The organism is Peijinzhouia sedimentorum (assembly GCF_049340005.1).
GTDB lineage: Bacteria > Bacteroidota > Bacteroidia > Cytophagales > Cyclobacteriaceae > CAXBDP01.
Map to the genome: position 1 here is coordinate 1 of NZ_JBMPIY010000014.1, position 26285 is coordinate 26285.

The window sequence follows — 26285 nt, forward strand, 5'->3', positions numbered from 1 at the left end:
ACCGCCGTATACCGAACGGTACGTACGGTGGTGTGGGAGGTCGAAACGGGAACTAATCCCGTTTCTCCTACCCGATTTTTTTTTGGTTCAAATCCTCTAATCACTGAATTGTATAACTAACGATTTTTTTAAAAACTAAGATAATAATTGTATATTTCAAGTCATAATGACTTATCACTGATTACTTCATTTGGATTAATCCAATTCCTAATTTTTGATGGATGAAAAATATTTATTACCTAATTTTTATAATCTGTTCTTGTACACCTGAGCCAAGTGAAGTTAAAAGGCAAATCGAGATCGTGGATGCTCAATTCGAAATGCTTGAATTGCCTGTTGAGCCACCCTATATGAATTATTATTTTGAAGGGTATAAGACTACAACTATTGATAATATTGATTACTTGGTGGGATTAAACTTCATGAGAAATCAATTAGATTTTATTAATCTAACCAACCCTGGAGATAATTTTGGTATTCCAGTTAGAAGAGAGGGTCCAGATCAAGTAAAGTCTTATTTAACAAGTATTGAATTCAATGGCAATGAATTCGTAATAATTACTAGAAGTAATGTTTACTATGGTTTGGTCAATATAGCTGAAGAGAATTATAGAATAGTGAATGAATTTACGGTTTTGCCGGATTATCGGAATTCAGCAGTTTCCTCAAATATTCGTACTTTTCCTGCCTCTACTATTACTTGGTCTATGGATCAAGAAGATATATATATACCTATTTATCCAAATATTATAGTCACTGACAAGTCATTTGTGGATGGGAAGTCGCTTGTTAGAATTAATAAACGTTCAGGTGATTTTGAAATTATTGATATCGGGTTACCCAAATTATTGAGAGGAGAGGAAGGCTCTACCTTCCCATATTCCATACAAGCATATAATTATCAAAATTCGGAAAGAATTTTTATTTCTTACCCCTTCAATGATACAGTGTATGTCTATAATAAAAGCAATTACAGCTTAGCTGAAACATGGACAACTTCTCTTAAAGAATTTGAGAATCTTGTTGTGTTGCAGGATATTCCATATGAGAAATTGTACATGGGAGATCTTGACCAGCTTAGTGTATTTAGAAAATCAGGGATGTTTGGTCCTTTCAAGTATAATGAACAAAGTGAGGTGTATTATAGATTAGTAAAAGATCGCTATCCAATAGAAGGCTTAGAGACAAATGCCTACCAAATATCAAGATCTACCGCTAAGTGGTTAGTTGAGTATGACCTTGGTGGAGAGATATTAACTGTAAGAAAACTGCCCAAATCATTTGACTTAACCCCAGTCGTTGTGAATGGAGATTATTTGTTTCCTCTTATTGACGCCTTCAATAATAAAGAGGATACTATGCAATTAGCCAGAGTTAAAGGCTATTCAAAATAGGGATGGATGCTTAAGATTTTTTTGCTGCAAGAATTTAGATTTTAAAAAACATGAATAGCCAATCCAATTTATTTTGGATTGGTTACTCAGCTACACCAACCCAATTATTCCAGATAAATTTTCCTCAAATAGTTTGCCTTAAATTTGGGCTCTTTTCAGCCTTTGCTGAGCAAAGCCAAAAATTCCTCAATTCATTTATCTGAATATTTGGATATATTATTTTATTTAGGTTATTTCAAGTCCTTTTCCGTTCGGGCTAACCACCCGGCAGAACATTCTGAGTTTTTGACCTTAAGAATCCCGTTTAACCTGCGGGATTCTTTTTTTTTGCCAATTCTCAAAAAGATCAAATTTCAATCATGTTAGTATTTTAATTAAATAGATAATAAAGTAGGAACATAAGCAAAACTGTAATTAGCCCGATTAAATTAATTATTGCTGACTTCCCTGCTGGATTATCTTTTTCATTTATCTCCTACCAATTTAAAAAAATAGAATCAGAAGAATTATTAGAGCGAAAATTGCAGCAATAACCAGCTGAATTCTATATGCTTGTAAGAATTCATTATCATATTTATCTTTTTTCTCCATCCTTTTGATCTATTAAAATATTTTCTGTTATGTAAAATTTGCTTTCATTTCAGATCCCGCTCATTTACATTTTCATTAACAAATTCAAGCTCCAGCGGAGCGAAATATCCATAGCCCACGGTTTCAACCGTGGGATAAAGGAATAGCACAAATCATATTTACCGACCGAAGGTGAGCCTACCGCCTCAACCATCCAAAAATAGAATTAGCTCCCCATCAACTGCTCTCCAAACTCAACGACAACTCTTCTACATTCTCTTTTTTTGAATCATCTGCTTTCACCGTATTTGTCTGAACTGTGATTTTTGTGATTAAATGAATACTATGATTTCCAGCTCCAACGGAGCGAAACATCATTAACCCACGGTGCAGCCGTGGGATAAAGGAAAAGCACAAATCATTTTATCGACCGAAGGTGAGCCTCCCGCCTCAACCGCCCGAAAATAGAATTAGACCTCCATCAACTGCTCTCCAAATCCAACAACAGCTCTTCAACATTCTCTGCTTTTGAATTATCCAGCTTCACAGCATTTGTCTGAACTATGATTTTTGTGATTAAATGAATACGATGATTTCCACAGCTCATCGCAGAAACAGCCAGACCTTCAAGGTTTTCAAAACCTTGAAGGTCTTCGCAATAGACATCATTTATTTCTAACAAAATTCACCGCCTCTAATCAGCCGTCAACCCTTCTTCCTTCATCAACGTTTACTATATTCCGTTATTCAAAAATACGTCTCAATAAAACCTCAAAATCACCACCCAAAACAGTCCTGAATTTCCTTCAATTCCCAATGCCTAATCAGCTCATTATCCATGCACATTTTGCCCAGTTTCAGACCAAATTATGTCCAAATCAACCCACCTATTTGCAGAAAGTCACTTTTTCGGAAATATTCAAATACTATTATTTTGAATAAATATATTTAAAATATGAATTTTTTTCCACTCGATTTTAGCCCATTTTAGTGGGTGTTTACCTTAGGGTTTCCTTGTGCTTTCCTTGTCTTCCCATTGTGCTTTAATTGTACGGAACCTCGCAGAAAACGAATAAAGCGAATATTGCGCAGAAAGTAACATAAAACGAATATCACGAATATCACGAAAAATGTGCAATAAACGCATATTGCGAATAGAACGCACATTCATTTTTTTATCCCTAAAGGATTCACCAAATTAGTTCAAAGCCGAAGCAAACCACCCAAAATGGAGGGTGCAGCCAGGCCAAAAAAATACGATGATCATTAAGCGAAATTTGACTCAAAATCGCAAAATTTCGCCCAAAGATCAATGCCCAAAATATGTCCAATTTTTTTTAAAAAGACCCGCAAGGTTTTCGAAAACCTTGCGGGTCTCCCATCGCCACTGCAACTGTTCGACATTTGAAATGTCGTACTCCTGATATAGAGGATTTGCAATCCGACTTTCGATAATGAGAAAAGATCTACAGCAGCTGTAATTGTCCGAACCGGCCTGCTTGCCGAGGTAAGAATTTATAAAATTTCAGAATTATCAAAATTTTGAATCAACATCACAAGACCTAGAATGGGTCAAACGTTTATAGAAAAAGGATCCAAAATCAACATACGACCCTATATGGGTCGAACCAATACGCCATTAATAATGGCTATAAACATATGACCCTTTCTGGGTCGAAAAAAATATGATTCTAAGCTCCTACAGTGTCAACTCAAAACCCCTAATCCATCACTCATAACCTTCTTTCTCCAGCTCCAACGGAGCGAAATATCCATTGCCAATGTTCTCAACGTGGGATAATGGAAAAGCAAATGCTCAAAAATGATAATCCCAGCCTAAATTCAAGGTCATTAATGTAAATCTCGTGTCGATTTCAAAGCCTTGAGAAGGGATGGTGATTGAGCCTACATTCACCGCTGGGGTACGCAAATTAAAAGGTTCTGGCTTGGCCGTAAGGTACCTTGCTGTAAATCGAACTCCATGCCTGCCAACGAGTCCTTTTCTTACACCTACTTGCCCACCATATACGAATCCCATTCCTGTTTCGGAATTGATATCTGCAGAAAGTGGTCCCAAACTTACAGCAAGCTCAGGCGAATTGGCAATGACTAATCCCGCCAATGGTGATGCCGTAAACTGAAAATCATTGCCAAGCTCTTTTTGATATTGCAGACTCGCAAGTATCGAATGACTAGTCCATGCTCCAGAAGATAATGTAACACCGGGTACAAATACATTTAAGGATTCTAATTCCTCTTTATCAATAGGATTGCTGGCTAATTGATAAATAGCACCAACTCTAAAACTTTCATTGACTGGAATTAACAAACCTGCAGATATATTGTAGCCGGTAATTGCAAAGCCACCACCATCAACCAAATTGTCTGAGTAGCCTTGCATTGGGATAGCGGGTCCGAATTCCAGAAAAAATCTTTTCAAAGCCAAGCCATCGTCAACTTGTGCTTGACCTACAAAGCTCAGAGAGAAAAAAGAGAGAAGCAGTAAATATTTTTTCATCTTCTAATTTAAGCTTTTTTAAAGAAATTAGTTTACAGAATAGATCCTTAATGAATTGCCATCTACCAAATAGCCTCTTTGGTTGTGGATCACCGCTTGGGTGGCCTTTGATGGTAGAATAAGGCTCCTTTTTTCTAGGGAATATAGGTTTTGGAAAATAAGCGTATTAGCCATGAGATATTGGATTTCGTCCTTTTCAAAAGCTATCCAAGCTACACCTCCCGCTTCTATTTTTTGCTCGTAATTACCCATATTATCGAATATCAGAATACCTGAATTTTTATCTACCAAAAAAAGTCTGTTTTGATATTCTCTTAAAAATGTGAATTGATAATTTTCCAAATCCGCCATCAAATTCAAAGGCGTAATGATGGAAAACTCACCTGTATTGGGATTATATTTTTTTAAACTAAAATCACGGTCATCTACTAACCATATTTGCTGATCGGCACTGAGGCTCGCTATATTGACAAAACCGGCGGGAGGAATAATTTGCCGACGACCCGGCGTGGGTACTAGAAAGCGATCGAAAAGCTGATAAGCCTGAAATTCCTGATAGAAAGCAAATATTCGCTGAGTATTCCAGGCTTCTAATATCGATAGTTTGCCTTGGCGAGGAGGAGAGTAATAAACCTGTTCCAATCCAAGTGGACTGTATTGGTAAATATTTCCTTTTTGATCCGATAGATATAATTGCCCTTTACGGTCAAAACTCATCTTGTCCAAGCCTTCCAATCTTACTTCGGATTGAAGCATCCAAGTTTGTGCAAATGCATTGGAGCTTAGCAGAAGGAAGATAGCTATAGCGACCTTACGCTTGGAAATATTTAAGCTCCAGATTTTTTCCATCAAATTCGGCATAACTAAAGTTGGACAGCCATTCTCCTAAATTGATATAACGACTACCTTCTCCAACGGGCAAATCGAGCGGGAGGTGGCGGTGCCCAAAAATATAATAGTGATGTGGATCTTTTTTTTGTACACTCTTGCAATATTCCCAAAGCCATTCGTCATCACCTCTAAATTGCTGCTCTTGATTTTCAGATTTGCTACGGCTTTTTCCGGACCAGAATTTGGCCAATCCTATTCCAAAATTGGGATGTAATCTGGCAAATGCCCATTGGCAAATAGGGCTTTTGAATATCCTTTTGAGGAATTTGTAACTACGGTCTCCAGGTCCAAGTCCATCTCCATGTCCAATCAGAAATTTCTGATTATTGAGCATAAACGAAACAGGATTACGATAAACAGGGATACCAAGCTCTTTGGGAAAATAATCGAACATCCACATATCATGATTACCTGTAAACATGATAATTGGGATGCCACGGTCACGTAGCTCCGCCAATTTGCCTTGGAATCGAATAAAGCCTTTCGGAATGGCATGCTTGTATTCAAACCAAAAGTCAAATACATCGCCCATTAGAAAAATGGCTGCGGCTTCATCGGCAATTTGATCCAGCCAAGCAATAAGCTTCTTTTCCCTAATCAGACTTTTCTCTGCATTTGGAGCACCTAAATGAAAATCAGATGCGAAAAAGATTTTCTTTCCTGCTGCTAATTGTGGTGATAAATGAAAAGGATCTTGATTGGCCAATTTTTAAGATTTGCTGTAAAAATAAAAAGATCAAGCTTTTGGCCTGATCTTTTTACGAAATTAAAATTTTATTTACTTCTTGATAGACGATTCAGTATCCTCGTTTTTGGGCTTACCATTACTTGGTTTATCTTTAGAATCACTCTTGTTTTCAGCTTTAGCAGCATCTTTAGCTTTTTTCTCTTCAGCCATTTTCAAAGCCAAAGCTTTTTTAGCATCATCTGCTTCTTTTTCTTTTAGCTCTTTTGCTTCCGAGCGCTTAGTGTATGCCTCATAAGTAGTTTCTCTCTCAAAAGGCCTCTTACCAATCAATCTTTCCAAGTCAGATTGGAATATAATTTCCTTGTCCAAAAGTTCTTTAGCTAGAATCTCCAATTGAGGTCTTTTTTCAGTAAGCAAATCTTTAGCTCTTAAGTATGCAGAGGCAATTATTTTACGGACTTCCTCATCAATTGTCTTGGCAGTTTCTTCGGAATACGGTTTGTTAAAATTGTATTCCGATTGCTTAGAATCGTAGTAAGATATATTACCCAACTTCTCATTCATACCATAAACCGTTACTATACTGTAAGCCATTTTGGTAACTCTTTCCAAGTCACTCAATGCACCTGTAGATATTTTATTGAAGATGATTTCTTCAGCAGCTCTACCACCAAGTGTCATAGCCATTTCATCTATCAGTTGCTCTGTTTGATACAGGAATTGCTCTTTTGGCAAATACTGAGCATAGCCTAATGCAGCAACACCTCTTGGTACTATACTCACTTTCACCAATGGATCGGCATGTTCTAAGAACCAACCTGCCACTGCGTGACCAGCCTCGTGGTATGCAACAATTTCTTTTTCCTCCGGAGAGATGATTTTGTTTTTCTTTTCCAATCCACCAATCACTCTATCAATGGCATCTTGGAAATCATCTAAACCAATGGCTGATTTATTTCTTCTGGCTGCAATCAAGGCGGCTTCATTACAAACGTTGGCAATTTCAGCTCCGGCAAAGCCAGGAGTTTGAGCAGCAAGTTTTTTAGAATCTACATCGTCAGCTAATTTCAGTGGCTTAATATGCACTTTGAATATAGCCTCCCGCCCAGCAATATCAGGCTTGTCAATGCTAATCTGTCGATCGAAACGGCCTGCTCTGAGCAATGCACTGTCCAATACATCGGGACGGTTGGTCGCAGCAAGGATTATTACACCCGAGTCTGTGGCAAAACCATCCATTTCAACTAACAAGGAGTTAAGTGTATTCTCTCTTTCGTCATTGGAGCCCGGCATTTGGCCTTTGCCTCTAGAGCGACCAATTGCATCAATCTCATCTATAAATACGATACAAGGAGCTTTTTCTTTAGCCTGCTTAAACAAATCGCGCACACGAGCAGCACCTACACCCACAAACATTTCCACGAAATCGGAACCTGAAAGTGAGAAGAATGGAACGCCAGCTTCACCTGCTACTGCTTTTGCAAGCAAGGTTTTACCTGTACCTGGGGGGCCTATTAATAAGGCACCTTTAGGAATTTTACCGCCAAGCTTGGTGAATTTGCCGGGTGTTTTCAAGAATTCTACAATCTCAGCAACTTCTTCTTTGGCTTCATCCAATCCAGCTACATCGTTGAAAGTAATTTTTACTTTATTCTCTGCATCGAAAAGTGCAGCTTTAGATTTGCCAATATTGAAAATCTGACCGCCTGGGCCTCCGCCACCTGTCATACGACGCATCAAAATGAAGAAACCCAAAATAAGAAGGAAGAAAATACCCCAGCTGAAAAACACATTTGTGAAATCAGTACGCTCACTTACTTTCAGATCAATTTTAGCATCTTCTGGCATCTGAGTATTAAGCTCATTGATAAGCTTATCAAAGCCTTCAGGTGAAATTACTTTGAAAGCATAATGAGGACCACTGCTCAAGGCAAGTGGGTTGAAGCTTTCAAGTTCGTTTTTGTATTTGCTACGAGCTAATGCTTCGTTTGTCAGCGTGATTTCAACCAAATCTTGATTCTTGATAAAATCTACACGACGGACATCACCATCAAGCACCATTTGCTTGAATCTAGACTCACTTACATCTACCGTAGAACTTCTATTGAAAAAAGAAATTGCAAGGATTACAATCACTGCAGCGATAATCACCCAGAGTTGTATTCCAGGTTTTTGCGGCTTTTTAGGCAGCATGTTGTTTCCTCTTTTAGGATTCTTAATCGGATTTTCAGCCATTATATTTTAAGGGGGAATGTCAACAAATAATTGTCTGTAAAACGTTTTTAACCATAAGTAGTTCGATTCTACGAGAATCGTTTCTGTTCTGCGTCTCCCCACAAATCTTCAATAGCATAAAATTCCCTTTTATCCTTCTTGAAAACGTGAGCGACCACATCTACATAATCTATTAAAATCCACTCTTTGTTTCGTTTGCCTTCGTGGCTCCAGGGATTTTGCTTGGAGTTTTTAAAAACTTCCGCTTCTACAGATTCAGAAATAGCTTCCAACTGCGTGTCAGAGTTGCCAGAACAAATAATAAAAAAATCTGCAATTGCATTTTTAACCTTCCTCAAATCCAACATCACAATATCTGATGCTTTTTTTTCTTCCATACCTTGCACAACCAAGTTGGCTAACTCTTGTGAATTCATTCAATAAGTTTTTAATTGCGATGCTTTTATAAGCCCGCTAAATTACGAAATTTCTTTGCACAAATATTTCACCAATACACTATTTCTTGGAAAGGTGGCTCATTACATGCCATCTTGTCACTCCACCAACAGTTTGGTCATGGATTTTGTCCGTAATAGGCAGACGCATGAAGGCTTGGTCGTTTGGGCTGGACACCAAACGGCAGGTCGTGGGCAAATGGGAAATACGTGGGAAGATGCAGAAGGTAAAAACCTTTTGATATCTATTTTATTCAAGCCAATTTTTGTTCCAGTGATTGCTCAATTCCAACTTACAATGATGGTGTCATTGGCTGTTTATGACACGCTCTCGGCCTATCTGCCTGCGAATCCCGAAATCAAATGGCCTAATGATATTCTTTATTTTGGGCAGAAGGTGTGTGGAATATTAATTGAGAATACCATAAGTGGCGGGCAAATTGAAAACTCCATCGTGGGAATTGGTGTTAATGTAAATCAGCGTGATTTTTCCTTAGCAAAAGCGACTTCATTAGCAGAAATTTGTCAACAAGATTTTAAGATTGAAGAAATCGCTGAGTTCTTACTTATCAATTTGGAGAAAAGATATTTAGAGCTGAAGGCAGGGAAAATTAAATCGCTACAGGAAACTTATCATAGCAAATTGTACCAAAAAGACGAATGGCACAACTATGAAGAAAGCGGGAGGGTTTTCGCAGGAAAGCTAATTGGAGTATCGAGCGATGGTAAATTGAAGATGGAGCTAGAAGGAGGCTTGGAAAAAGAGTTTATTTTTAAGCAAATTTCCTTTCTTTAGTCAGATGCTTGATGTTCAACCACTTGTTTTTACTAGTCAAATGCGTAATTTTGCACATTATCCTATAAATTTTATAAAAAAATGATTGAAACACAGTTGAAGTACAAAGTAAAAGATATTTCACTCGCCGATTACGGGAGAAAAGAAATCAGACTTGCAGAAGCTGAAATGCCAGGTTTGATGGCTACAAGAGCTGAATTTGGCGAATCAAAGCCGCTAAAAGGAACTCGTATAGCAGGTTGTCTTCACATGACTATCCAAACGGCAGTACTTATCGAAACTTTAGTGGAGTTGGGAGCAGAAGTAAGTTGGTCGTCTTGCAATATATTCTCAACACAAGATCATGCTGCTGCTGCTATTGCTGCCGCTGGCATTCCGGTATTTGCTTGGAAAGGCCTAACTGAAGAAGAATATGAGTGGTGTATTGAGCAAACACTTTATGCATTTGAAGGTGGCAAACCTTTGAATATGATTTTAGATGATGGTGGTGACCTTACTAATGTGGTATTGGATAAATACCCTGAGATCGCTAAAGGCATCAAAGGTATTTCTGAAGAAACTACTACTGGGGTACTTCGCTTATACGAAAGAATGAAAAAAGGTACATTGCCTGTGCCTGCAATCAACGTAAATGATTCGGTTACAAAATCGAAATTTGATAATAAATATGGCTGTCGTGAGTCATTGGTAGATGCAATCCGTAGAGCTACCGATATCATGCTTGCTGGTAAAGTTGCAGTAGTAGCAGGTTATGGTGATGTGGGTAAAGGTTCTGCGCAGTCATTGCGTAGTGCTGGTGTTCGTGTTATTGTAACTGAAATTGATCCAATTTGTGCGCTTCAAGCTTCAATGGACGGTTATGAAGTAAAAAGAATGACAACTGCTATTCCAAGAGCAGACATTGTTGTGACAGCTACTGGTAACAAAGATATTATCCGTGCTGAGCATTTCAAATTGATGAGAGACAAGTCGATCCTTTGTAATATCGGTCACTTCGATAACGAAATCGATATGAAATGGCTAAACCAAAACTACGGACATACGAAAGACACGATCAAGCCTCAAGTGGACTTATACAATATCGAAGGAAACGAGATCATTGTATTAGCTGAAGGTCGTTTGGTAAACCTTGGTTGTGCAACGGGTCATCCATCTTTTGTGATGTCAAACTCATTTACAAACCAAGTAATGGCTCAAATGGAACTTTGGAACAATGCTGGTGAGTACGAAAATGCAGTTTATACATTGCCTAAGCATTTGGACGAAAAAGTTGCTGCTTTGCACCTTGATAAATTAGGTGTTGAGTTAGAAACTCTTTCAAACGATCAGGCAGAATATATTGGTGTGCCTGTTTCAGGTCCTTTCAAATCAGATCAATACAGATACTAATATTTCATATCATTGATATTAAAATAGCAGACCATTTGGCCTGCTATTTTTGTTTACGCTTGACTGAATACTGTAAAAGAAAAATCCCTATTCCAATTAATTTCAGAATAGGGATTTATTATTCATAAGAACAATTATTCTTAGCGTTGACCTCCCGCTGGTGCTGGAGTTGCTCTAGCTTTCATTTTATCCATATAGCTAATGCCGTCTGTGATCCATTTTGGAGCTGTTTTGCCAAGTACAAAATGATCAAACCATTCTTTAGTTTTGGTATAATAATCCATCTGATTCTCGCGTTTAGCTAAACCGTGGTTTTCTCCTTCATATACAAGCATTACATGTGGCTTTTCCATTCTACGCATTGTGCCGTACATCTCAATTCCTTGCTGCCAATCCACAGCACCATCTTTGTCGCCAAATGCTACAAGCAATGGAGTTTTGATATTTTGCGCTCCATATATGGGTGAGTTACGCTTATGCGCTTCGTACTGCTCATACCATGGGCCACTAAATCTACCTTGGCTTGTTTCAAAGATTTTCTGATCCGGCGTACCTGAGTTCCAGTATATGCTCAAGCTCATACTGATCATATCAGTAAGTGGAGCACCCGCAACCGCACCAGCAAAAAGATCAGTTTGGGTAATAAGGAAGCTGGTTTGGTAGGCACCCCATGAGTGTCCCATTAGCGCAACTTTATCCTTATCAATCATGCCTGTACCAATCATTTTTTCTACAGCTGGCACCACACATTTCACAGCCGACATTCCGGGATCATCAATGTCATACACAATGTCTGGCTTGAATACGAAGTAATCCTGCTGACTAAAATTAGTGGTATTGTATGCGCTACGCTCGCTCGGATTGCTATAGCCATGAACGGTATTCGAAAGAATTTCATAGATATAAACCACCATTGGATATTGCTTACCCGGCTCATAATTAGCAGGGTAGGTAAGTGCACCTTGCAATTCCTTGCCATCAGCATTGGTATATGTTACAAGCTCTGACTTGCCCCAGTTGTAGTTTTCTTGTTGCGGGTTAGTGCGAACTAATACACTTGGGTTGCTAAAACTATTGTCTGTTATATACATGGTTGGAGATACATCACCAGCCTGCTTTACAAATGTGAACTTATCAGCTTTTTTGGCTTTAGACAATCGTTGAATTGCCATGTTTTCATAAATAAGCTCAGAAACTCTTCCTCGTGAATCCATTCTGTAATAGCCGAAGTATTTCGTTCTGTCGCCATAAGCACTTAAATAAAGAGGTTGAGTGATATCGATATATGGCTCTTCATAATCTAATCTATTGATGCGAAATACTTTTTCGTCTGCTCTACCATCAGTTAATTTTCTACTTACTTTGCCATCGAGACTGATTGCATACACATCGAATTGATCATAGATCAAAATATCCTTATCATCTTTAGAAAATCCAGCCAATCCATATGGAGGAGGTGTGCCAGGACCATCGTAATTGATGTTGTAAAGTGGGAATTCTATATCCTCAGTTACATTTGTATGCATATTGGTGGCGATATTATAAACCCACCAGTTTTGATCTTTGAAGTAAGCAATAAACTTACCTGCAGCAGAGGTTCTTGCGCTATTGAAATTGCTTAACTGCTTATCAAGCATTTTTTTCTTCTCGCCAGTTGAGGTATTCACTACATAGTAATCTGCATAATCTTCTTTAAATGCAGGTTTGTAATCGTCAGGATTGTAAGCAACTGCATATTTATGATCTTCTGTAAGACTAGTGATTGGTTGAGCATTGTCTCCAATTCTTACAAATTTATTGTTTGCAGGCCACCATGCTGATAGATGAGTTCTGTTTTTATCTTGGTTGTAAGTTACTTTCTGGCGTGGCTGAATTTCTGTGTCTTCCCAATGCCATACATCTACACCCGGAAGTTTTTCATCCTTCTTTTTAGTCTTGGTAGTGTCCTTTGGCGTCCATTCTTGTAATCCAAAAAATACGGCATCCTCTGCTTTGGAGATGGCAATGTTAGAACTTGCCAATATGCGCATGTCCTTAGGGAAATTACTTATGGAAGTATGGTCAAAAGCTTTAAGGTTTGGAGTTCCATAAATGCCGGTATACAGCATTACTTGCTGAGATTCTTCATCGTAATCATCATGCTTCATTGTCTTGTAGAAAGCCAATGAACCGCCTTCTTTATGCCAAGTTAAATTAGAGAAACTCACAGTGTCACTAGCAATCACTAATTGGCTTTGGTTGGCCATGTTGATCATTTCCACAGATTTGAAAGCTTCATTCTCGGTGATAAATGCTAGACGATCGCCTTTTTTGTTGAAGCCATATTCGGTGACATTACCGATATTTCTTGTAGTGCCTTTTGCCAAATCTCTAAGCAATAAAGTACTGCCTTTTTCCTTGCTGTCTTTTGGTTTAGCTAGGTAGATCGCTAAGAATTTACCATCATCAGAAAAGCTAAATCTTGAAAGGCTATTGATAGTTTCAATATTGCCACTGTTCAAGTTCAATAAGCCGAGCTTGTATTCAATGGACTTTTTCTGTTCTTCTAGTTTTTGCGATTCGGCATAGGATACGCCAATTCTGTACGCATACCATTGATTGTCTGCAGAAAATGAACCGCCATTTGCAAATGGCAAACTATACATTTTGTCTGTACTTGTGTGTTTTACAAATACCGTATCGCTGTCTTCCTGACGGCTGATAGTGTAGGCATTCCAATTGCCATCATCAGAAAGGCTACTTCCGCCAAGGGAGTGCCATAATTTAAAATCTTCTGGCTGCAAGTTTTGCTTCTGTGCCATTGTGGGCATAGCCACGATCAGACAAAGAATTAAACTCAGCCAAATGCTTTGTTTACTGTTAGTCATCTTTAATAGTTAGAGTTTATTGTGATTTTACTTTAATGTTAGGAATTATAATTTTCCTAAACAAAAATTTTAGAATAGGGTGAGTTGGTCGGGTAATAGTTTGAAGCTCATTCGATGAATGGGCGATGGGCCAATTTCTGCAATTGCTTGTCTATGAGTACGGGTGGGGTAGCCGGCATTCTTTTCCCAGCCATAATGTGGAAATTGTTTTGCGTAATTTTCCATCAGTGCATCTCGGTGGGTTTTGGCCAGAATAGATGCTGCCGCAATGCTCAAGTATTTTCCATCACCTTTTATAATGCAGCAATGCTCAATCTCTTCATATCGGTTGAATCTATTGCCATCTACAAGAATGAAATTCGGTACTCTTTGCAACTGCTTCAATGCTCTATGCATAGCAAGGAATGAAGCATTTAAAATATTGATTTGATCAATTTCTTGTGGTTCCACTAAACCAATGGCCCAAGCAAGAGCAGTGGATTTGATTTTTGGGGCTAATTCCTCCCGCTTTTTCTTACTTAACTGCTTAGAGTCATTCAGGCCAATTAGCTCAATCTCGGGATTCCAGATTACTGCCGCAGCTACCACTGGGCCTGCTAAACATCCTCTGCCAGCCTCATCACACCCCGCTTCGATTTTCTCTTTATTCAAATAAGGTAATAGCATTCTTCACTCTTTTTTCAATTGGCAAATTAAGAAAAACAAGCTTCTCTATATTCAGTTCTGTTGCTATGAATTTCGATGATTATGTTATTGTATGGTTAAAGCGTGATTTGCGTTTGGTAGATCATGCTCCTTTTCGAGCGGCCATCGAGAGCGGCTACCCAATATTAATTATCTATATCCTAGAGGATTCCCTTGTTCAAGATCCTCATTATTCTGATCGCCATTGGCATTTCGTAGCAGATTCTTTGCTGGAAATGGACAATACATTAAAGTCGAAATTTGGAACAGGCTTAACTGTAATTCACTCGGAGGCTTTAGGTTTCTTTCAAAAGCTGAATGCTTGGAAAAAACCTAAGACAGTTTATTCTTATTGCGAAACGGGTTTGGGAATCACATTTAATAGAGATACGGCATTAGCTAAATTTTTTAATACGGAGACAATAGAATGGCTGGAATTTCAGCAAAATGGAGTGAAGCGTGGACTTGGAAACAGAAAAAACTGGCGGGAGGATTGGCATACATTTATGAAAATGTCTTTAGATACTCCCAATTGGGCCAAGTTTAAGGCTTTCTCGTTGCCAAAAGATGAGTTTGATGAAATGATTATTTCTGGCAAACTGCATTTGCAGAAGCGGAATTCAATTTTCCAAAAAGGAGGCGAATCTCAAGCTCAAAGGTATTTGCAGAGTTTTCTAAAAGATCGAGTAAGTCAATACAACAGCCATATTTCAAAGCCAGCTTTAAGTCGCAAAAGTTGTAGTCGATTATCTCCATATATTGCTTGGGGGAATTTGTCGATGCGTCAGGTTTTTCAGCAGATGGAACAATCAAAGCCTCAATCTCCATCACGTTGGCATTTAGCAAGTTTCGGTTCACGATTGCGTTGGCATTGCCACTTTATCCAAAAGTTCGAAATGGAATGCAGTATGGAATTCCAAAACATCAATAGCGGTTATGACACCATTCGCAAAGATTGGAATGACCCACATTTTGAAGCTTGGAAAAATGGCCAAACTGGTTATCCCTTAGTAGATGCTTCGATGCGCTGTGTCAGAGAAACAGGCTATTTGAATTTCCGAATGCGGGCAATGGTCGTATCATTTCTCACGCATCATTTGTGGCTGGATTGGCGCAAAGGCGCACAACATTTGGCTGCATGCTTTTTGGATTTCGAGCCCGGCATTCATTATCCGCAGTTTCAAATGCAATCAGGTGTAACGGGAATCAATACAGTGAGAATTTACAATCCTGTGAAGCAGTCGCTGGAAAATGATTCGGATGCGGTATTTATTAAGGAATGGGTTCCAGAAATAAGCCACCTCCCGCTGGTCTTCATTCATGAACCATGGAAAATGACCGATATGGAGCAAATGATTTACCATTGCCAATTAGCCGTTGATTATCCTCAGCGGATTGTCAATATTGAAGAAAGCGGGAGGAAAGCCAGAGATATTCTATTTTCTATGCAAAAGGAAGCTTCAGTCAAAGTAAGTAGTAATCGCATTTTGAAAAAGCATACTAATCCCAATAGAATGTCATGAGTAAAATGAAGAAAAAGGGCGACCTTCCAAGCAAGGTTTGCATAACTTGTGGAAGACCATTTACCTGGCGCAAAAAATGGGAAAAGGTATGGGACGAAGTAAAATATTGTAGCAAAAAATGCAGATCAGAAGCTAGATTTTAGCCTATGAATAACTCATTTATACACTCCAATAAAGAACAAGAGCCACAATAAGTAAAACAGCACATAAGAACAAAAAACGATTGCGTAGGCAACGGAAAGCTTCTTTTGTGCCGTCCAATGGATGCCATAAACGAGGATAAACCAATACGCAACTTCGAATAGATTGAGCGATTTAAGCGGATAAGCGTATTTCGGGTGAATAGACTCGTAATCGAAAAAGCTCATTAAGCTAAGTGGGTAGAAATTCTTGATATCCCAAATGGTGGCTTCAGCTTGAAAGAACATAAACCAAAATATTTTGAGGCCTTCTGCACCTAAGAATATTAGTTCAGCAAACATCACAATCTGCCAAACCTTATTGTAGTGAATGCGATAGCCAAACATAAAACTACCCACCCAAAGCGTAAAAGATATGCAGGTGAATTTGAGAAAATAGATAAGTGGAATACTCAAATATTGCAGCCCATTGATCAATTTGAATATGCCAAATTCCCCTCTTTCTTCCAGAATTTGAAATGCATAGGTTTCTGCTTCCACAAAATTCTTTTTGAGAAAAAGAACAAAAAAGGTAAGTAAACAAAGCACTACAAAAAAAAGTCTTTTGTCAACTTGGAACAATTCAGAAGCAGTACGCCTTATCCACATAGTTTTACTGGTATGACCTTTGCAATTTATTTCAAAACTTATTCATATACTCGCCTCGTTTAATAGAAGGCTAATAATTAGGATGGTCAATCAAATAGCAAGATTAAAAAATCTCACTCAGAATAATAGCTTGAAAAGCATTCGAATTTTCTCTCTAGCATTAATCTTTACAATAGGTAGTTTAAGCCATTCCTTGGCTCAAGGTAGTGGATATATTTATGCCGATAGTAGCAATAATAAAGAAATCTTGCTACTCAATGAATCGATTCAAATAGAGATTACCGAAGCTGTCAATAATATGTACAACTTCAAATTTCAAGATGCTGAGCGCGAATTTCGTTGGTTAAAATACCGCTATCCGAATCACCCCTTGCCAGATTTCCTCCTTGGCCTTAGTGAATGGTGGAAAATAATGCCCAATATAGAAAATGAGCAGTACGATAATAGATTCCTGATGTATATGGATTCGACCATTTACAAAGCCGAAAAGATGATGGATGTAAATGAGGAAGATAGAGAAGCTTCATTCTTTTTGGCAGGAGCTTATGGATTTAAAGGACGACTTTATAGTGAGCGTAAATCATGGCGAAAAGCGACCGTGGCTGGAAGCAGTGCTTTGAAATACCTTAACCTTAGCCGTGATGAAAATGCTGATTTCTTCAATCCTGAATTGATGTTCGGTGATGCACTTTACAATTACTACTCTGTCTGGATACCAGAAAATTACCCACTACTTAAGCCGATTTTAGTATTCTTCCGCAAAGGAGATAAGCAATTAGGGATAGACCAATTAAGAGAAGTTTCTCGAAATTCTTTCTACAGTCGTACTGAGGCGCAGTATTTCTTGATGAGAATTTTATATACCGAAGAAAAGGATATTGAAGGCGGCTATCAAATTGCAGAATATTTGTACGATACATATCCTGATAATGCCTATTTCCATCGCTACTTTACGATGCTTAACTATTTGAGGGGGAGAACAGCTGAAACTGAAAAACTGTCTCTCAGAATACTTGAAAATCTTGATGCTGGAATGCCAGGATATGAAGCAATAAGCGGGAGGTATGCGTCTTTTTTCCTAGGGCACATTAACGAAACGCGTAATAACAAGGTGAAGGCCATGGAGTATTATAGTAGAGCGATCAGTTTTGGAGAGGAGTCTGAATCGCAGGAATCAGGTTATTATATCTATTCGCTACTTAATTTGGGTAAAATACAAGCTGGGCTTGGCAATAGAAAAGAAGCTAAAAACTACTTCAGTCAAGTAAGAAAATTTGCAAAAAGAAAGCACCCAGCGCACAAGGAAGCAAGAGATTTTTTGAAGGAGAATAAACTTTGACAAAAAGGTAATAATACCTTTAAATAAAAATAATTTTTGTCGATAGGTAGAATTTTTAATAATCCTATTAACTTTGAACGAAATTTTATTTTGAATTAACATTAACTAGATGAGTGCCATAAAACTGGATAAAATAGATCGAAAGATTCTCGAGATTTTACAAGCAAACGCAAAAATTACAAACGCCCAATTATCGAAAGAAATTGGCCTTTCTCCAGCACCAACATTGGAGAGAGTGAAAAAATTAGAAGTTTCAGGCATTATAAAAAGTTATCATGCAAAGTTAGACCCCGCTGCTATTGGCTTGGGTGTGACAACTTTCGTACATGTAACCTTAATAGGCCACAATAAGCGCAATATTGAAGCTTTTCTGGAAGAGATTAATAAAGTAGATGAGATCATCGAATGTCATCATATAACAGGTTCAGGTGATTTCATTTTGAAAGTTATTGCCAAAGATATTACAGCTTATCAGAATTTGATGCTTGATAAGGTAAGTGAAATCAAAGAAGTAGATAATATGCAATCAATGGTGATTCTATCGACCTTCAAAGATTCTAAAGTGCTTCCGGTTCCTTAGGATTTGATTACCAAAACCTCAAAATCCCTTTCACAATTGATAGGGATTTTTCATTTATACCTCCCGCAGTTTGGCTATTGACTCGTTCGGGTTAATTTTGTTGATAATAAAGCCATCATCCATGAGCCTAGCACAAAACAAAATACTTGATAAGCTACAAATGCTGCAAAAAATCCGCAGGATCGCTTATCAGATTTATGAAAACCACTACCTCGAGCCGGCAATTTATATGGCTGGTATAGATGGCTCAGGCTACTTATTAGCCGAAATGATTTGCAAAGAACTAGAAACTATTTCGGCCAATGAGGTTCATCTAATAAAAATCTCAGTAGATAAGGATGCTTCTACCCAACCTAAAATAGACTTGGATATTGACCTTGCGAGCCTGAATGGAAAAGTTGTTATCATGGTAGATGATGTGCTAAATTCAGGTAGAACACTCGCATTTTCATTCCAACCATTTCTTTCACAATCAATCAAAAAATTAGAAGTAGCCGTCTTGGTCAATCGCAGTCACAAGAGATATCCTGTGAGCGTAGATTATACTGGATATGAACTTGCCACCACATTGAGTGAGCATATCCATGTAGTTCTCGATTCAGATAAAATGGCTGTATATCTTCAATAAACATATCTTATGTCAATTCACAAATCCAATATCAAGCTTATTACCACGCATCAATTGCAAGAGATGAAAACACGTGGAGAAAAAATTTCGATGCTTACTTCCTACGATTTTTCGATGGCGAGAATTTTAGATGAAGCTGGTGTAGATGTGATTTTAGTTGGCGATTCAGCTTCCAATGTAATGGCCGGACATGAAACGACTTTGCCTATTACTTTGGATCAAATGATCTACCATGCAAGTAGTGTGGTGCGAGCTGTGCAGAGAGCATTTGTTGTCGTGGATATTCCATTTGGTTCATACCAAGGCAATTCAAATGAAGCATTGCGTTCTGCGATTCGGATTATGAAAGAATCCGGGGCACATGGAGTGAAAATGGAAGGGGGAAGTGAAATAAAGGAATCAATCACTAGAGTACTAAGTGCTGGAGTACCTGTGATGGGCCATTTGGGCCTTACACCACAGTCGATTTACAAATTTGGTACTTACACCGTAAGAGCAAAGGAAAAAGACGAAGCAAATAAGTTGATTGAGGATGCACAGCTTTTAGAAGAGTGTGGTTGCTTCTCATTGGTCCTTGAGAAAATTCCAGCAGAATTGGCTAAAAAAGTGGCTGAAACAGTGAGTATTCCAGTAATTGGTATTGGAGCTGGTCCTGATGTAGATGGACAAGTGCTGGTAGTACATGATATGCTGGGTATTACCAAGGAATTTAAACCGCGCTTTTTGCGTAGATATGCAGACCTCGGAAGCATCATGGATGAAGCAGTCAAAAACTACATCAAAGATGTGAAAGGTCGTAACTTCCCAACAAGCGAAGAGAGTTATTAATAGAATATTAACATAAATAAATACATAATGACAGGAGAAAAAATTACGATTTCGAATGGAGTACTAAATGTACCGGATTTTCCAATTGTGCCATTTATCGAAGGAGATGGTACAGGTGTAGATATATGGCCAGCTGCCAAATTGGTGTTGGACGCAGCAGTTGAAAAAGCGTATAATGGCAGTAAGAAAATAGTTTGGAAAGAAGTATTGGCAGGCGAAAAGGCATTTAACCAAACTGGCGAATGGCTTCCAAAAGAAACACTTGATGTATTCAAGGAATATTTAGTTGGCATCAAAGGCCCATTGACAACTCCTGTTGGCGGTGGTATTAGATCGTTGAATGTGGCTCTACGTCAAGAATTAGATCTATACGCTTGCGTGCGTCCTGTAAGATGGTTCGAAGGTGTGCCATCTCCCGTAAAGGAGCCAGGTAATACAGATATGGTTATTTTCCGTGAGAATACAGAGGATATATACGCAGGTATAGAATTCCAAAACGGAACAGAAGAAGCTACAAAATTCTCGAAATTACTTCAGGATAATTTCCCGGATAAATTCAAGAAAGTACGATTCCCAAATACAGCTTCGTTTGGCATCAAGCCAGTTTCTAAAGAAGGAACTGAAAGACTCGTGAAAGCTGCCATTGACTATGCTTTTGCCCAGAAACGTGACTCAGTTACGCTTGTGCACAAAGGCAATATCATGAAATTCACAGAAGGCTCTTTTATGGAATGGGGGTATGCGCTTGCTAAAAATGAATACGGTGCAAAAGATTACCAAGGAGGACCTTGGCAGGTAATCGAGAAGGACGGACACAGCGTAATTATCAAAGATGTGATCGCTGATGCCTTCTTGCAACAAATTTTACTTCGCCCGGCAGAGTATTCTGTAATTGCTACGCTAAACTTAAATGGCGATTATATTTCTGATGCATTGGCAGCACAAGTTGGTGGTATTGGAATAGCACCTGGCGCGAATATCAACTACATCACCGGTACGGCTATATTTGAAGCTACTCATGGTACTGCTCCAAAATATGCTGGTCAAGATAAAGTGAACCCTGGTTCAGTGATTTTGTCCGGAGCAATGATGCTTGAGTTCTTCGGCTGGAACGAAGCTTCAGCTTTGATCTACAAGGGAATTGAAGCTTCAATTGATGCTAAACGAGTTACTTATGATTTCGAGCGCTTAATGGAAGGAGCAACACTATTGAAATGCTCTGAATTCGGCGAAGAGATTGTAAAAAATATGTAATCATAATTTATTTTCAGTAAAAGCCTTGCCCATCAGCAGGGCTTTTTCGTTATAATGATTTGTCTTAATTTGCTTTCAAATGCTCAAATCAAAAATTTCATTTCTTTTACTGGTATTAATTATTGCAGTATATGTTTCGAGCTGTAATAAAATTGAGCCTGAAGGCCCCAGTCAAACATTACTGGACTCATCATTAGTAGTCCCAGTGTCAACAATTACAATTCCAGTATCTTATGAAGTTCGAAATTTAGAAGACCTAGTAAATAAAAAATTAGAGGGGGTATTCTTTAAGAAATGGCTAAAGCTGAATAGTGGAGGTGATAGTCTATTTTTAGAGTTGGAGAGAACCTCTCGCGTTCAATTAAGCTGGGCAAATCAAGCCTTACAAATTGAGTTTCCAATCCATGTGTCTGGAAATTTCATCAAGAAGTTTATGGGAATGAGCTTGAAAAATCAAGCTCCTATAGAGGCAGAAATGGTTTTGCATCTTACGACAGGTGTCGAGGTAAATCCAGATTGGAGTTTAAATACCAATACTAAATTAGAAAAGATCGATTGGATCAAGAATCCAGAGCTAAAAATAGCAATGGTGAAATTGGATATAAAAGAACCGATCGAAGATCAGCTATTTGCAAATCAAGAAACTTTGCTTGAGGAATTGGATAAAGTGCTACGGGAGGAAATAAAAACACGGGATGAAGTAGCGAAAATTTGGAATGATATTCAAAAGGAAATTGTCATAAACAAAGAAGAACCCAGGATATACATGATTGCAGAAGGCGAGTCACTGGCTGCTAAATTTTTAAACGATGATCCTGCGTACTTAACATTACTTGTGCAAATGAAAGCTTTTGCAGAAACAAAAGAAGGTGAATCACCACCATTTGTTGAGAAACCATTGCCAACATATTCGGATCAGATTAATAATGATGATAGTGTCCAAATATTTGTATTGGCCAAACTGCCCTTTAGCCGTGCAAATGAGTTGCTAAGGAAGGAGCTTATTGATAAAAAAATCGCTTTCAATAATGTAGCACTTAATATAAAAGACTTGGATATCTATGCCACAGACCAAGGATTAGCAGTGAGATTAGATGTGAAAGGAGCTGTAAACGGGCATTTGTATTTGGTTGGAGAACCAGCTTTTGATGAAGCAACTAGTACTTTTTGGGTGGATAAACTTGAATATGATATTCAAACAGAAAATGTTATTGTCAATTCTATGGATGGAATGTTCCATGACAATTTCTTAGAATTCATTTCGGAGTACCTAACGTTCGACGCGGCTCCATTGATAAACGACTTACCTAATATGATTGAGACAGCGCTTGATAAAGGAAAAAGTGGTGAGAAAATAGATATAGAGATAAGCCACATGCACGCAAGACCTTACTCTATTGTACTAACTAGAAACGATATCCAAGTGATCCTTGAAACGCGAGCAAGTGCAGATTTGCAATTGAAAGGATTAAAGAGTTCAGCAAAACCAGTAAGAGTAAACTAATCACTGCTTTTTAGGTTTTATAAAAAAGAAAATTGACAAATGAAATTAGCTTTATTCCCACTAAACTTAGTTCCATTTCCAAAAGAAAAACTCAACCTACATATATTTGAGCCACGATATAAGCAGCTAATTGGTGAATGCTTAGACAAAGGTTTGAATTTTGGTATTCCCTCTTACATTGACAATAAAATTGAATATGGTACAGAAGTGCAAATTGCCAAAGTAGAGAAATTATATGACGACGGCCGTATGGATATTAGTGTAGAAGGCCTGCGCGTTTTTAAAGTTTTGTCATTTAATCCGCATGCTACGGAAAAATTGTATCCTTCAGGCATTGTTTCTTATTTGCACAATATCGAAGACACTTCCGCCGAATCACAAAAAGTTTTTTATAATGCATTATTGGAATTGTTTTCATTGATGAATCTTGAAGGCAAGGTTACGCTCCATGAAAATATAAAGTCCTTTGAGATTGCTCATAAAATGGGCTTAACTTTAAATCAAGAATATGAATTACTTTTGATCGAAAGTGAGCGTGAAAGGCAAGATTATCTATTGACTCATATTCGTGTGGCTCTGCCCATCCTTCAACAAATGCAAAGAGCGCAAGAGATAATTAAAATGAATGGGCATTTCCGATATTTTAACCCATTAAAACTGTAGAAATGGAAACACATTTATCCTCATTCGGAGCAGCTATAATTTTCATGATTGGTGGAGCCTTATTTGTAATTGCGGGTCTATTTACTTCGTCCCTTTTGAGGCCAAACCGCCCGAACGCAGAGAAATTAACAATTTACGAATCAGGTGAAGATACTATAGGCTCAGCTTGGGGGCAGTTCAATGCACGGTTTTATGTAATTGCACTCGTATTCATTTTATTCGATGTGGAGATCGTATTCCTTTTCCCTTGGGCAACCGTATTTGGCAATGCCGTTCTCAATAATGTAACTGATGGACTGTGGGGCAACATTGCCATTTTTGAGATGTTTCTTTTCCTAGTCATTTTGGTACTTGGCTTGGCGTATGTCTGGGCCAAAGGCTATCTGGATTGGGCATCTGACAAGGGAAATAAGGTGGCAACTGTAAAATCAGAAAGTGCTATTCCAATGGAGGCATACAGCAAATACTTAGACTAATGGGCGGATATTTAGATCAGAAATTTGGAGCGGGAGGTGTAATAATCACTCAGATAGATGAGCTGCTAAATTGGGCTAGACTCTCCAGCCTATGGCCTATGGGCTTCGGTATTGCCTGCTGTGCTATCGAATTTATGGGCTCCGTAAGTGCCGCTTACGATTTGGACAGAATGGGCTTGATTCCTCGTGCATCGCCACGCCAATCGGATGTGATGATTGTGGCTGGCACAGTTACCTTCAAAATGGCCGATAGAGTTCGCAGGTTGTATGAGCAAATGGCCGAACCACGCTATGTTATTTCCATGGGCTCATGTTCCAATTGCGGAGGCCCCTACTGGGAACACGGTTATCATGTGGTAAAAGGTGTAGATAGAATTATTCCAGTGGATGTATATGTGCCTGGATGCCCTCCAAGACCGGAAGCTCTTATTGGAGGTATAATAAAATTGCAAGAGAAGATTAGGGGAGAAAGTAGATTGAGCGAAAGTTTGCTGGAAAAGCTATTGGAAAAGAAAAAAGCGAAAGCATGAGCATAGACGAGATAAAGGAATTGATTAATAATCATCTGCCTGAAATGGTGCGGGAGGTTATTCAGAATACCACACCTACAACGCTTTTGGTAAATCCATCTCGAATAGTTGAGCTTTGTGCCTTTTTGCGAACCAATAAATCGCTGTATTTCGATTCTTTATCTTGCCTCACTGCCTTGGATAATGGGCCGGAAAGTGGAACAATGGAAGTTGTTTATACGCTCTATTCCATTCCTTACGATTATAAACTCAATATCCGCTGCGAGATTGACCGTAACCTCCCGCAAATTCCAAGTGTAGCAAACGTATGGCGAACTGCTGATTGGCACGAGCGAGAAGCTTTCGATTTATTTGGAATCAATTTTCTCAATCATCCAGATCTTAGAAGAATATTATTGCCTACAGATTGGGAAGGATTTCCGCTTTTGAAAGATTATAGCCAGCAAGAAAAGTATCACGGCATTACAGTTAAATACTAATGGCAAATCAGATTCAGTACATATATAGTGAGGCTCATCTTCGAAATTCCGAAGCCACCAAATACGGTGAAAAGGATTTGAAGACGGGTGAAATGATTATAAATATTGGACCGCAGCATCCATCAACCCACGGCGTATTAAGGTTGGAAGTAGTGACTGACGGAGAGATGATCGTAGATGTAGTGCCACACCTTGGCTATCTGCATCGCTGCTTCGAAAAGCATACTGAATCTTTGGCCTATAATCAGATAATCCCATACGTGGACAGGATGGATTATTTGGCGGCAATGAACTCTGAGCATGCTTATGCAATGGGAGTAGAGCGAATGCTGGGTATCGAAAAGGAAATTCCAAAACGCGTAGAATATATCAGAGTATTGGTGGCAGAGCTTAATCGGCTTGCTTCTCATTTTGTAGCGATTGGTACGTATGGGATGGATATTGGAGCGATGACCTCCTTCTTCTGGATGATGCGTGACAGAGAGCATATCCTACGCTTGCTAGAATGGGTTTGTGGCGCACGAATGCTTTACAATTACATTTGGGTCGGTGGACTTTACTACGATTTGCCTATTGGCTTCGAAGAGCGTTGTCGGGAGTTTATTAATTATCTGGAGCCAAAAGTTCGAGAAATGGATAAGCTGTTGATTGAAAATAAAATTTTTGTAGAGCGGACAGCGAATGTAGGTGTATTACCATTGGATGTAGCCATCAATTATGGGATTACCGGGCCGATATTGCGAGGATCCGGTTTGAAGTTCGATTTACGAAAAGTAGATGGTTATAGCGTGTATCCTGAGATTGATTTTGATGTTCCGGTAGGCAAGGGTGAAATGGGAACTAAAGGTGACTGCTGGGATAGAACCTATGTGCGTATGCAGGAATGCTACCAATCGATACGAATAGTGAGTCAATGTTTGGATCAGCTGCAAGGAGATCAGAAGCGTACCCGTGATTTTGATCCAAAAGCGATGGTTCCAAAGAAAATCCGTCCAAAGGCGCAAGATTTATATGTTCGAGCTGAAAATCCAAAAGGTGAGCTTGGCTATTATTTCAGAGCGGATGGCAGATCCGATCAGCCTTTTAGGTGCAAAGTTCGCCCTCCATCTTTCGTGAATTTATCTGTGATTTCTGAAATTGCAAAAGGAGGTTTGATTGCAGACTTGATTGCAATTATTGGTTCCATCGATTTAGTTTTAGGAGAAGTTGATAGGTAATTCCAACCAT

25 protein-coding genes are annotated in these 26285 nt (G+C 38.6%); 16 read left to right on the forward strand and 9 right to left on the reverse strand.

Annotated features, from left to right (window positions below; all coding sequences use genetic code 11):
* Positions 1-221: 221 nt before the first annotated feature.
* Positions 222-1394, forward strand: coding sequence for a DUF4221 family protein (locus ACOXY8_RS15265; protein WP_458332478.1), 1173 nt, complete (start codon positions 222-224; stop codon positions 1392-1394).
* A 1051-nt stretch (positions 1395-2445) separates the two neighbouring features.
* Here the strand turns inward: ACOXY8_RS15265 and ACOXY8_RS15270 are convergent.
* The 6 genes from ACOXY8_RS15270 to rsfS all read right to left on the reverse strand — a co-directional run bounded on the left by ACOXY8_RS15270 (position 2446) and on the right by rsfS (position 8712).
* Positions 2446-2646: a hypothetical protein gene (locus tag ACOXY8_RS15270; RefSeq protein ID WP_458332479.1), complete on the reverse strand. Its 201-nt coding sequence runs from the start codon at positions 2644-2646 to the stop codon at positions 2446-2448.
* Positions 2647-3780: 1134 nt separating this feature from the next.
* Complete coding sequence (locus ACOXY8_RS15275) at positions 3781-4482, reverse strand: hypothetical protein (protein ID WP_458332480.1); 702 nt, start codon at positions 4480-4482, stop codon at positions 3781-3783.
* A gap of 27 nt (positions 4483-4509) precedes the next feature.
* Positions 4510-5331, reverse strand: coding sequence for a hypothetical protein (locus ACOXY8_RS15280; protein ID WP_458332481.1), 822 nt, complete (start codon positions 5329-5331; stop codon positions 4510-4512).
* On the reverse strand, positions 5294-6079 hold the full coding sequence (locus ACOXY8_RS15285) for a UDP-2,3-diacylglucosamine diphosphatase (RefSeq protein WP_458332482.1): 786 nt from the start codon (positions 6077-6079) through the stop codon (positions 5294-5296). Before ACOXY8_RS15285 ends, ACOXY8_RS15280 begins: the two co-directional genes overlap by 38 nt.
* A gap of 72 nt (positions 6080-6151) precedes the next feature.
* The gene (gene ftsH, locus ACOXY8_RS15290; protein WP_458332483.1) at positions 6152-8296 is read right to left on the reverse strand and encodes an ATP-dependent zinc metalloprotease FtsH; all 2145 of its coding nucleotides are present in this window, start codon (positions 8294-8296) and stop codon (positions 6152-6154) included.
* Positions 8297-8364: 68 nt separating this feature from the next.
* Positions 8365-8712 carry a ribosome silencing factor gene (gene rsfS / locus ACOXY8_RS15295; protein WP_458332484.1) on the reverse strand — a complete coding sequence of 116 codons (348 nt, stop codon included), beginning with the start codon at positions 8710-8712 and terminating at the stop codon, positions 8365-8367.
* 55 nt (positions 8713-8767) lie between these two features.
* Between rsfS and ACOXY8_RS15300 the strand changes: the two genes are divergently transcribed.
* Together ACOXY8_RS15300 and ahcY are read left to right on the forward strand one after the other, a co-directional pair.
* Entirely contained in the window at positions 8768-9526 is a 759-nt protein-coding gene (locus ACOXY8_RS15300) for a biotin--[acetyl-CoA-carboxylase] ligase (RefSeq protein WP_458332485.1), read from the forward strand.
* Between the two features lie 81 nt (positions 9527-9607).
* Positions 9608-10915, forward strand: coding sequence for an adenosylhomocysteinase (gene ahcY, locus ACOXY8_RS15305; RefSeq protein WP_458332486.1), 1308 nt, complete (start codon positions 9608-9610; stop codon positions 10913-10915).
* A 140-nt stretch (positions 10916-11055) separates the two neighbouring features.
* On the opposite strand, the gene ACOXY8_RS15310 is transcribed toward ahcY, so the two are convergent.
* A complete protein-coding gene (locus ACOXY8_RS15310; RefSeq protein ID WP_458332487.1) occupies positions 11056-13782 on the reverse strand; it encodes an alpha/beta hydrolase family protein in 2727 nt (908 codons plus the stop codon).
* A gap of 69 nt (positions 13783-13851) precedes the next feature.
* Positions 13852-14448 (reverse strand): ribonuclease HII, encoded by a 597-nt coding sequence (locus tag ACOXY8_RS15315; RefSeq protein ID WP_458332488.1) that lies wholly within the window; start codon positions 14446-14448, stop codon positions 13852-13854.
* A 65-nt stretch (positions 14449-14513) separates the two neighbouring features.
* Between ACOXY8_RS15315 and ACOXY8_RS15320 the strand changes: the two genes are divergently transcribed.
* Together ACOXY8_RS15320 and ACOXY8_RS15325 are read left to right on the forward strand one after the other, a co-directional pair.
* On the forward strand, positions 14514-15989 hold the full coding sequence (locus ACOXY8_RS15320) for an FAD-binding domain-containing protein (RefSeq protein WP_458332489.1): 1476 nt from the start codon (positions 14514-14516) through the stop codon (positions 15987-15989).
* Positions 15986-16132: a DUF2256 domain-containing protein gene (locus tag ACOXY8_RS15325; protein ID WP_458332490.1), complete on the forward strand. Its 147-nt coding sequence runs from the start codon at positions 15986-15988 to the stop codon at positions 16130-16132. The genes ACOXY8_RS15320 and ACOXY8_RS15325 overlap by 4 nt, the downstream gene beginning before the upstream one ends.
* A 12-nt stretch (positions 16133-16144) precedes the next feature.
* Here ACOXY8_RS15325 and ACOXY8_RS15330 read toward each other — a convergent pair whose 3' ends face one another.
* Positions 16145-16777, reverse strand: a complete 633-nt coding sequence (locus ACOXY8_RS15330; protein WP_458332491.1) for a hypothetical protein — start codon at positions 16775-16777, stop codon at positions 16145-16147.
* Positions 16778-16859: 82 nt separating this feature from the next.
* Between ACOXY8_RS15330 and ACOXY8_RS15335 the strand changes: the two genes are divergently transcribed.
* The 11 genes from ACOXY8_RS15335 (at position 16860) to ACOXY8_RS15385 (ending at position 26275) form a co-directional block, all read left to right on the forward strand.
* Positions 16860-18116, forward strand: coding sequence for a tetratricopeptide repeat protein (locus ACOXY8_RS15335; protein WP_458332492.1), 1257 nt, complete (start codon positions 16860-16862; stop codon positions 18114-18116).
* Positions 18117-18225: 109 nt separating this feature from the next.
* Positions 18226-18696 carry an Lrp/AsnC family transcriptional regulator gene (locus tag ACOXY8_RS15340; protein ID WP_458332493.1) on the forward strand — a complete coding sequence of 157 codons (471 nt, stop codon included), beginning with the start codon at positions 18226-18228 and terminating at the stop codon, positions 18694-18696.
* 121 nt (positions 18697-18817) lie between these two features.
* Complete coding sequence (locus tag ACOXY8_RS15345) at positions 18818-19324, forward strand: phosphoribosyltransferase family protein (RefSeq protein ID WP_458332494.1); 507 nt, start codon at positions 18818-18820, stop codon at positions 19322-19324.
* Between the two features lie 9 nt (positions 19325-19333).
* On the forward strand, positions 19334-20152 hold the full coding sequence (gene panB, locus ACOXY8_RS15350; RefSeq protein ID WP_458332495.1) for a 3-methyl-2-oxobutanoate hydroxymethyltransferase: 819 nt from the start codon (positions 19334-19336) through the stop codon (positions 20150-20152).
* A gap of 27 nt (positions 20153-20179) precedes the next feature.
* The gene (gene icd, locus ACOXY8_RS15355; RefSeq protein ID WP_458332496.1) at positions 20180-21406 is read left to right on the forward strand and encodes an NADP-dependent isocitrate dehydrogenase; all 1227 of its coding nucleotides are present in this window, start codon (positions 20180-20182) and stop codon (positions 21404-21406) included.
* A 79-nt stretch (positions 21407-21485) separates the two neighbouring features.
* Positions 21486-22910 (forward strand): DUF4403 family protein, encoded by a 1425-nt coding sequence (locus ACOXY8_RS15360; RefSeq protein ID WP_458332497.1) that lies wholly within the window; start codon positions 21486-21488, stop codon positions 22908-22910.
* Between the two features lie 39 nt (positions 22911-22949).
* A complete protein-coding gene (locus tag ACOXY8_RS15365) occupies positions 22950-23573 on the forward strand; it encodes an LON peptidase substrate-binding domain-containing protein (protein WP_458332498.1) in 624 nt (207 codons plus the stop codon).
* Positions 23574-23575: 2 nt separating this feature from the next.
* Positions 23576-24049 carry an NADH-quinone oxidoreductase subunit A gene (locus ACOXY8_RS15370; RefSeq protein ID WP_458332499.1) on the forward strand — a complete coding sequence of 158 codons (474 nt, stop codon included), beginning with the start codon at positions 23576-23578 and terminating at the stop codon, positions 24047-24049.
* Positions 24049-24579 carry an NADH-quinone oxidoreductase subunit NuoB gene (gene nuoB / locus ACOXY8_RS15375; protein WP_458332500.1) on the forward strand — a complete coding sequence of 177 codons (531 nt, stop codon included), beginning with the start codon at positions 24049-24051 and terminating at the stop codon, positions 24577-24579. The genes ACOXY8_RS15370 and nuoB overlap by 1 nt, the downstream gene beginning before the upstream one ends.
* Positions 24576-25058: an NADH-quinone oxidoreductase subunit C gene (locus tag ACOXY8_RS15380; RefSeq protein ID WP_458332501.1), complete on the forward strand. Its 483-nt coding sequence runs from the start codon at positions 24576-24578 to the stop codon at positions 25056-25058. The genes nuoB and ACOXY8_RS15380 overlap by 4 nt, the downstream gene beginning before the upstream one ends.
* Positions 25058-26275, forward strand: coding sequence for an NADH-quinone oxidoreductase subunit D (locus ACOXY8_RS15385; protein WP_458332502.1), 1218 nt, complete (start codon positions 25058-25060; stop codon positions 26273-26275). Before ACOXY8_RS15380 ends, ACOXY8_RS15385 begins: the two co-directional genes overlap by 1 nt.
* Positions 26276-26285: the final 10 nt, after the last annotated feature.

Excerpts from the sequence above, each read along its gene's own strand:
- ACOXY8_RS15265 (WP_458332478.1), top strand. The coding sequence starts at position 222 with ATGAAAAATATTTATTACCTAATTTTTATAATCTGTTCTTGTACACCT.
- ACOXY8_RS15275 (WP_458332480.1), bottom strand. The coding sequence starts at position 4,482 with ATGAAAAAATATTTACTGCTTCTCTCTTTTTTCTCTCTGAGCTTTGTA.
- ACOXY8_RS15280 (WP_458332481.1), bottom strand. The coding sequence starts at position 5,331 with ATGGAAAAAATCTGGAGCTTAAATATTTCCAAGCGTAAGGTCGCTATA.
- ftsH (WP_458332483.1), bottom strand. The coding sequence starts at position 8,296 with ATGGCTGAAAATCCGATTAAGAATCCTAAAAGAGGAAACAACATGCTG.
- rsfS (WP_458332484.1), bottom strand. The coding sequence starts at position 8,712 with ATGAATTCACAAGAGTTAGCCAACTTGGTTGTGCAAGGTATGGAAGAA.
- ahcY (WP_458332486.1), top strand. The coding sequence starts at position 9,608 with ATGATTGAAACACAGTTGAAGTACAAAGTAAAAGATATTTCACTCGCC.
- ACOXY8_RS15310 (WP_458332487.1), bottom strand. The coding sequence starts at position 13,782 with ATGACTAACAGTAAACAAAGCATTTGGCTGAGTTTAATTCTTTGTCTG.
- ACOXY8_RS15315 (WP_458332488.1), bottom strand. The coding sequence starts at position 14,448 with ATGCTATTACCTTATTTGAATAAAGAGAAAATCGAAGCGGGGTGTGAT.
- ACOXY8_RS15320 (WP_458332489.1), top strand. The coding sequence starts at position 14,514 with ATGAATTTCGATGATTATGTTATTGTATGGTTAAAGCGTGATTTGCGT.
- ACOXY8_RS15325 (WP_458332490.1), top strand. The coding sequence starts at position 15,986 with ATGAGTAAAATGAAGAAAAAGGGCGACCTTCCAAGCAAGGTTTGCATA.
- ACOXY8_RS15330 (WP_458332491.1), bottom strand. The coding sequence starts at position 16,777 with ATGTGGATAAGGCGTACTGCTTCTGAATTGTTCCAAGTTGACAAAAGA.
- ACOXY8_RS15335 (WP_458332492.1), top strand. The coding sequence starts at position 16,860 with ATGGTCAATCAAATAGCAAGATTAAAAAATCTCACTCAGAATAATAGC.
- ACOXY8_RS15340 (WP_458332493.1), top strand. The coding sequence starts at position 18,226 with ATGAGTGCCATAAAACTGGATAAAATAGATCGAAAGATTCTCGAGATT.
- ACOXY8_RS15345 (WP_458332494.1), top strand. The coding sequence starts at position 18,818 with ATGAGCCTAGCACAAAACAAAATACTTGATAAGCTACAAATGCTGCAA.
- panB (WP_458332495.1), top strand. The coding sequence starts at position 19,334 with ATGTCAATTCACAAATCCAATATCAAGCTTATTACCACGCATCAATTG.
- icd (WP_458332496.1), top strand. The coding sequence starts at position 20,180 with ATGACAGGAGAAAAAATTACGATTTCGAATGGAGTACTAAATGTACCG.
- ACOXY8_RS15360 (WP_458332497.1), top strand. The coding sequence starts at position 21,486 with ATGCTCAAATCAAAAATTTCATTTCTTTTACTGGTATTAATTATTGCA.
- ACOXY8_RS15365 (WP_458332498.1), top strand. The coding sequence starts at position 22,950 with ATGAAATTAGCTTTATTCCCACTAAACTTAGTTCCATTTCCAAAAGAA.
- ACOXY8_RS15370 (WP_458332499.1), top strand. The coding sequence starts at position 23,576 with ATGGAAACACATTTATCCTCATTCGGAGCAGCTATAATTTTCATGATT.
- nuoB (WP_458332500.1), top strand. The coding sequence starts at position 24,049 with ATGGGCGGATATTTAGATCAGAAATTTGGAGCGGGAGGTGTAATAATC.
- ACOXY8_RS15380 (WP_458332501.1), top strand. The coding sequence starts at position 24,576 with ATGAGCATAGACGAGATAAAGGAATTGATTAATAATCATCTGCCTGAA.
- ACOXY8_RS15385 (WP_458332502.1), top strand. The coding sequence starts at position 25,058 with ATGGCAAATCAGATTCAGTACATATATAGTGAGGCTCATCTTCGAAAT.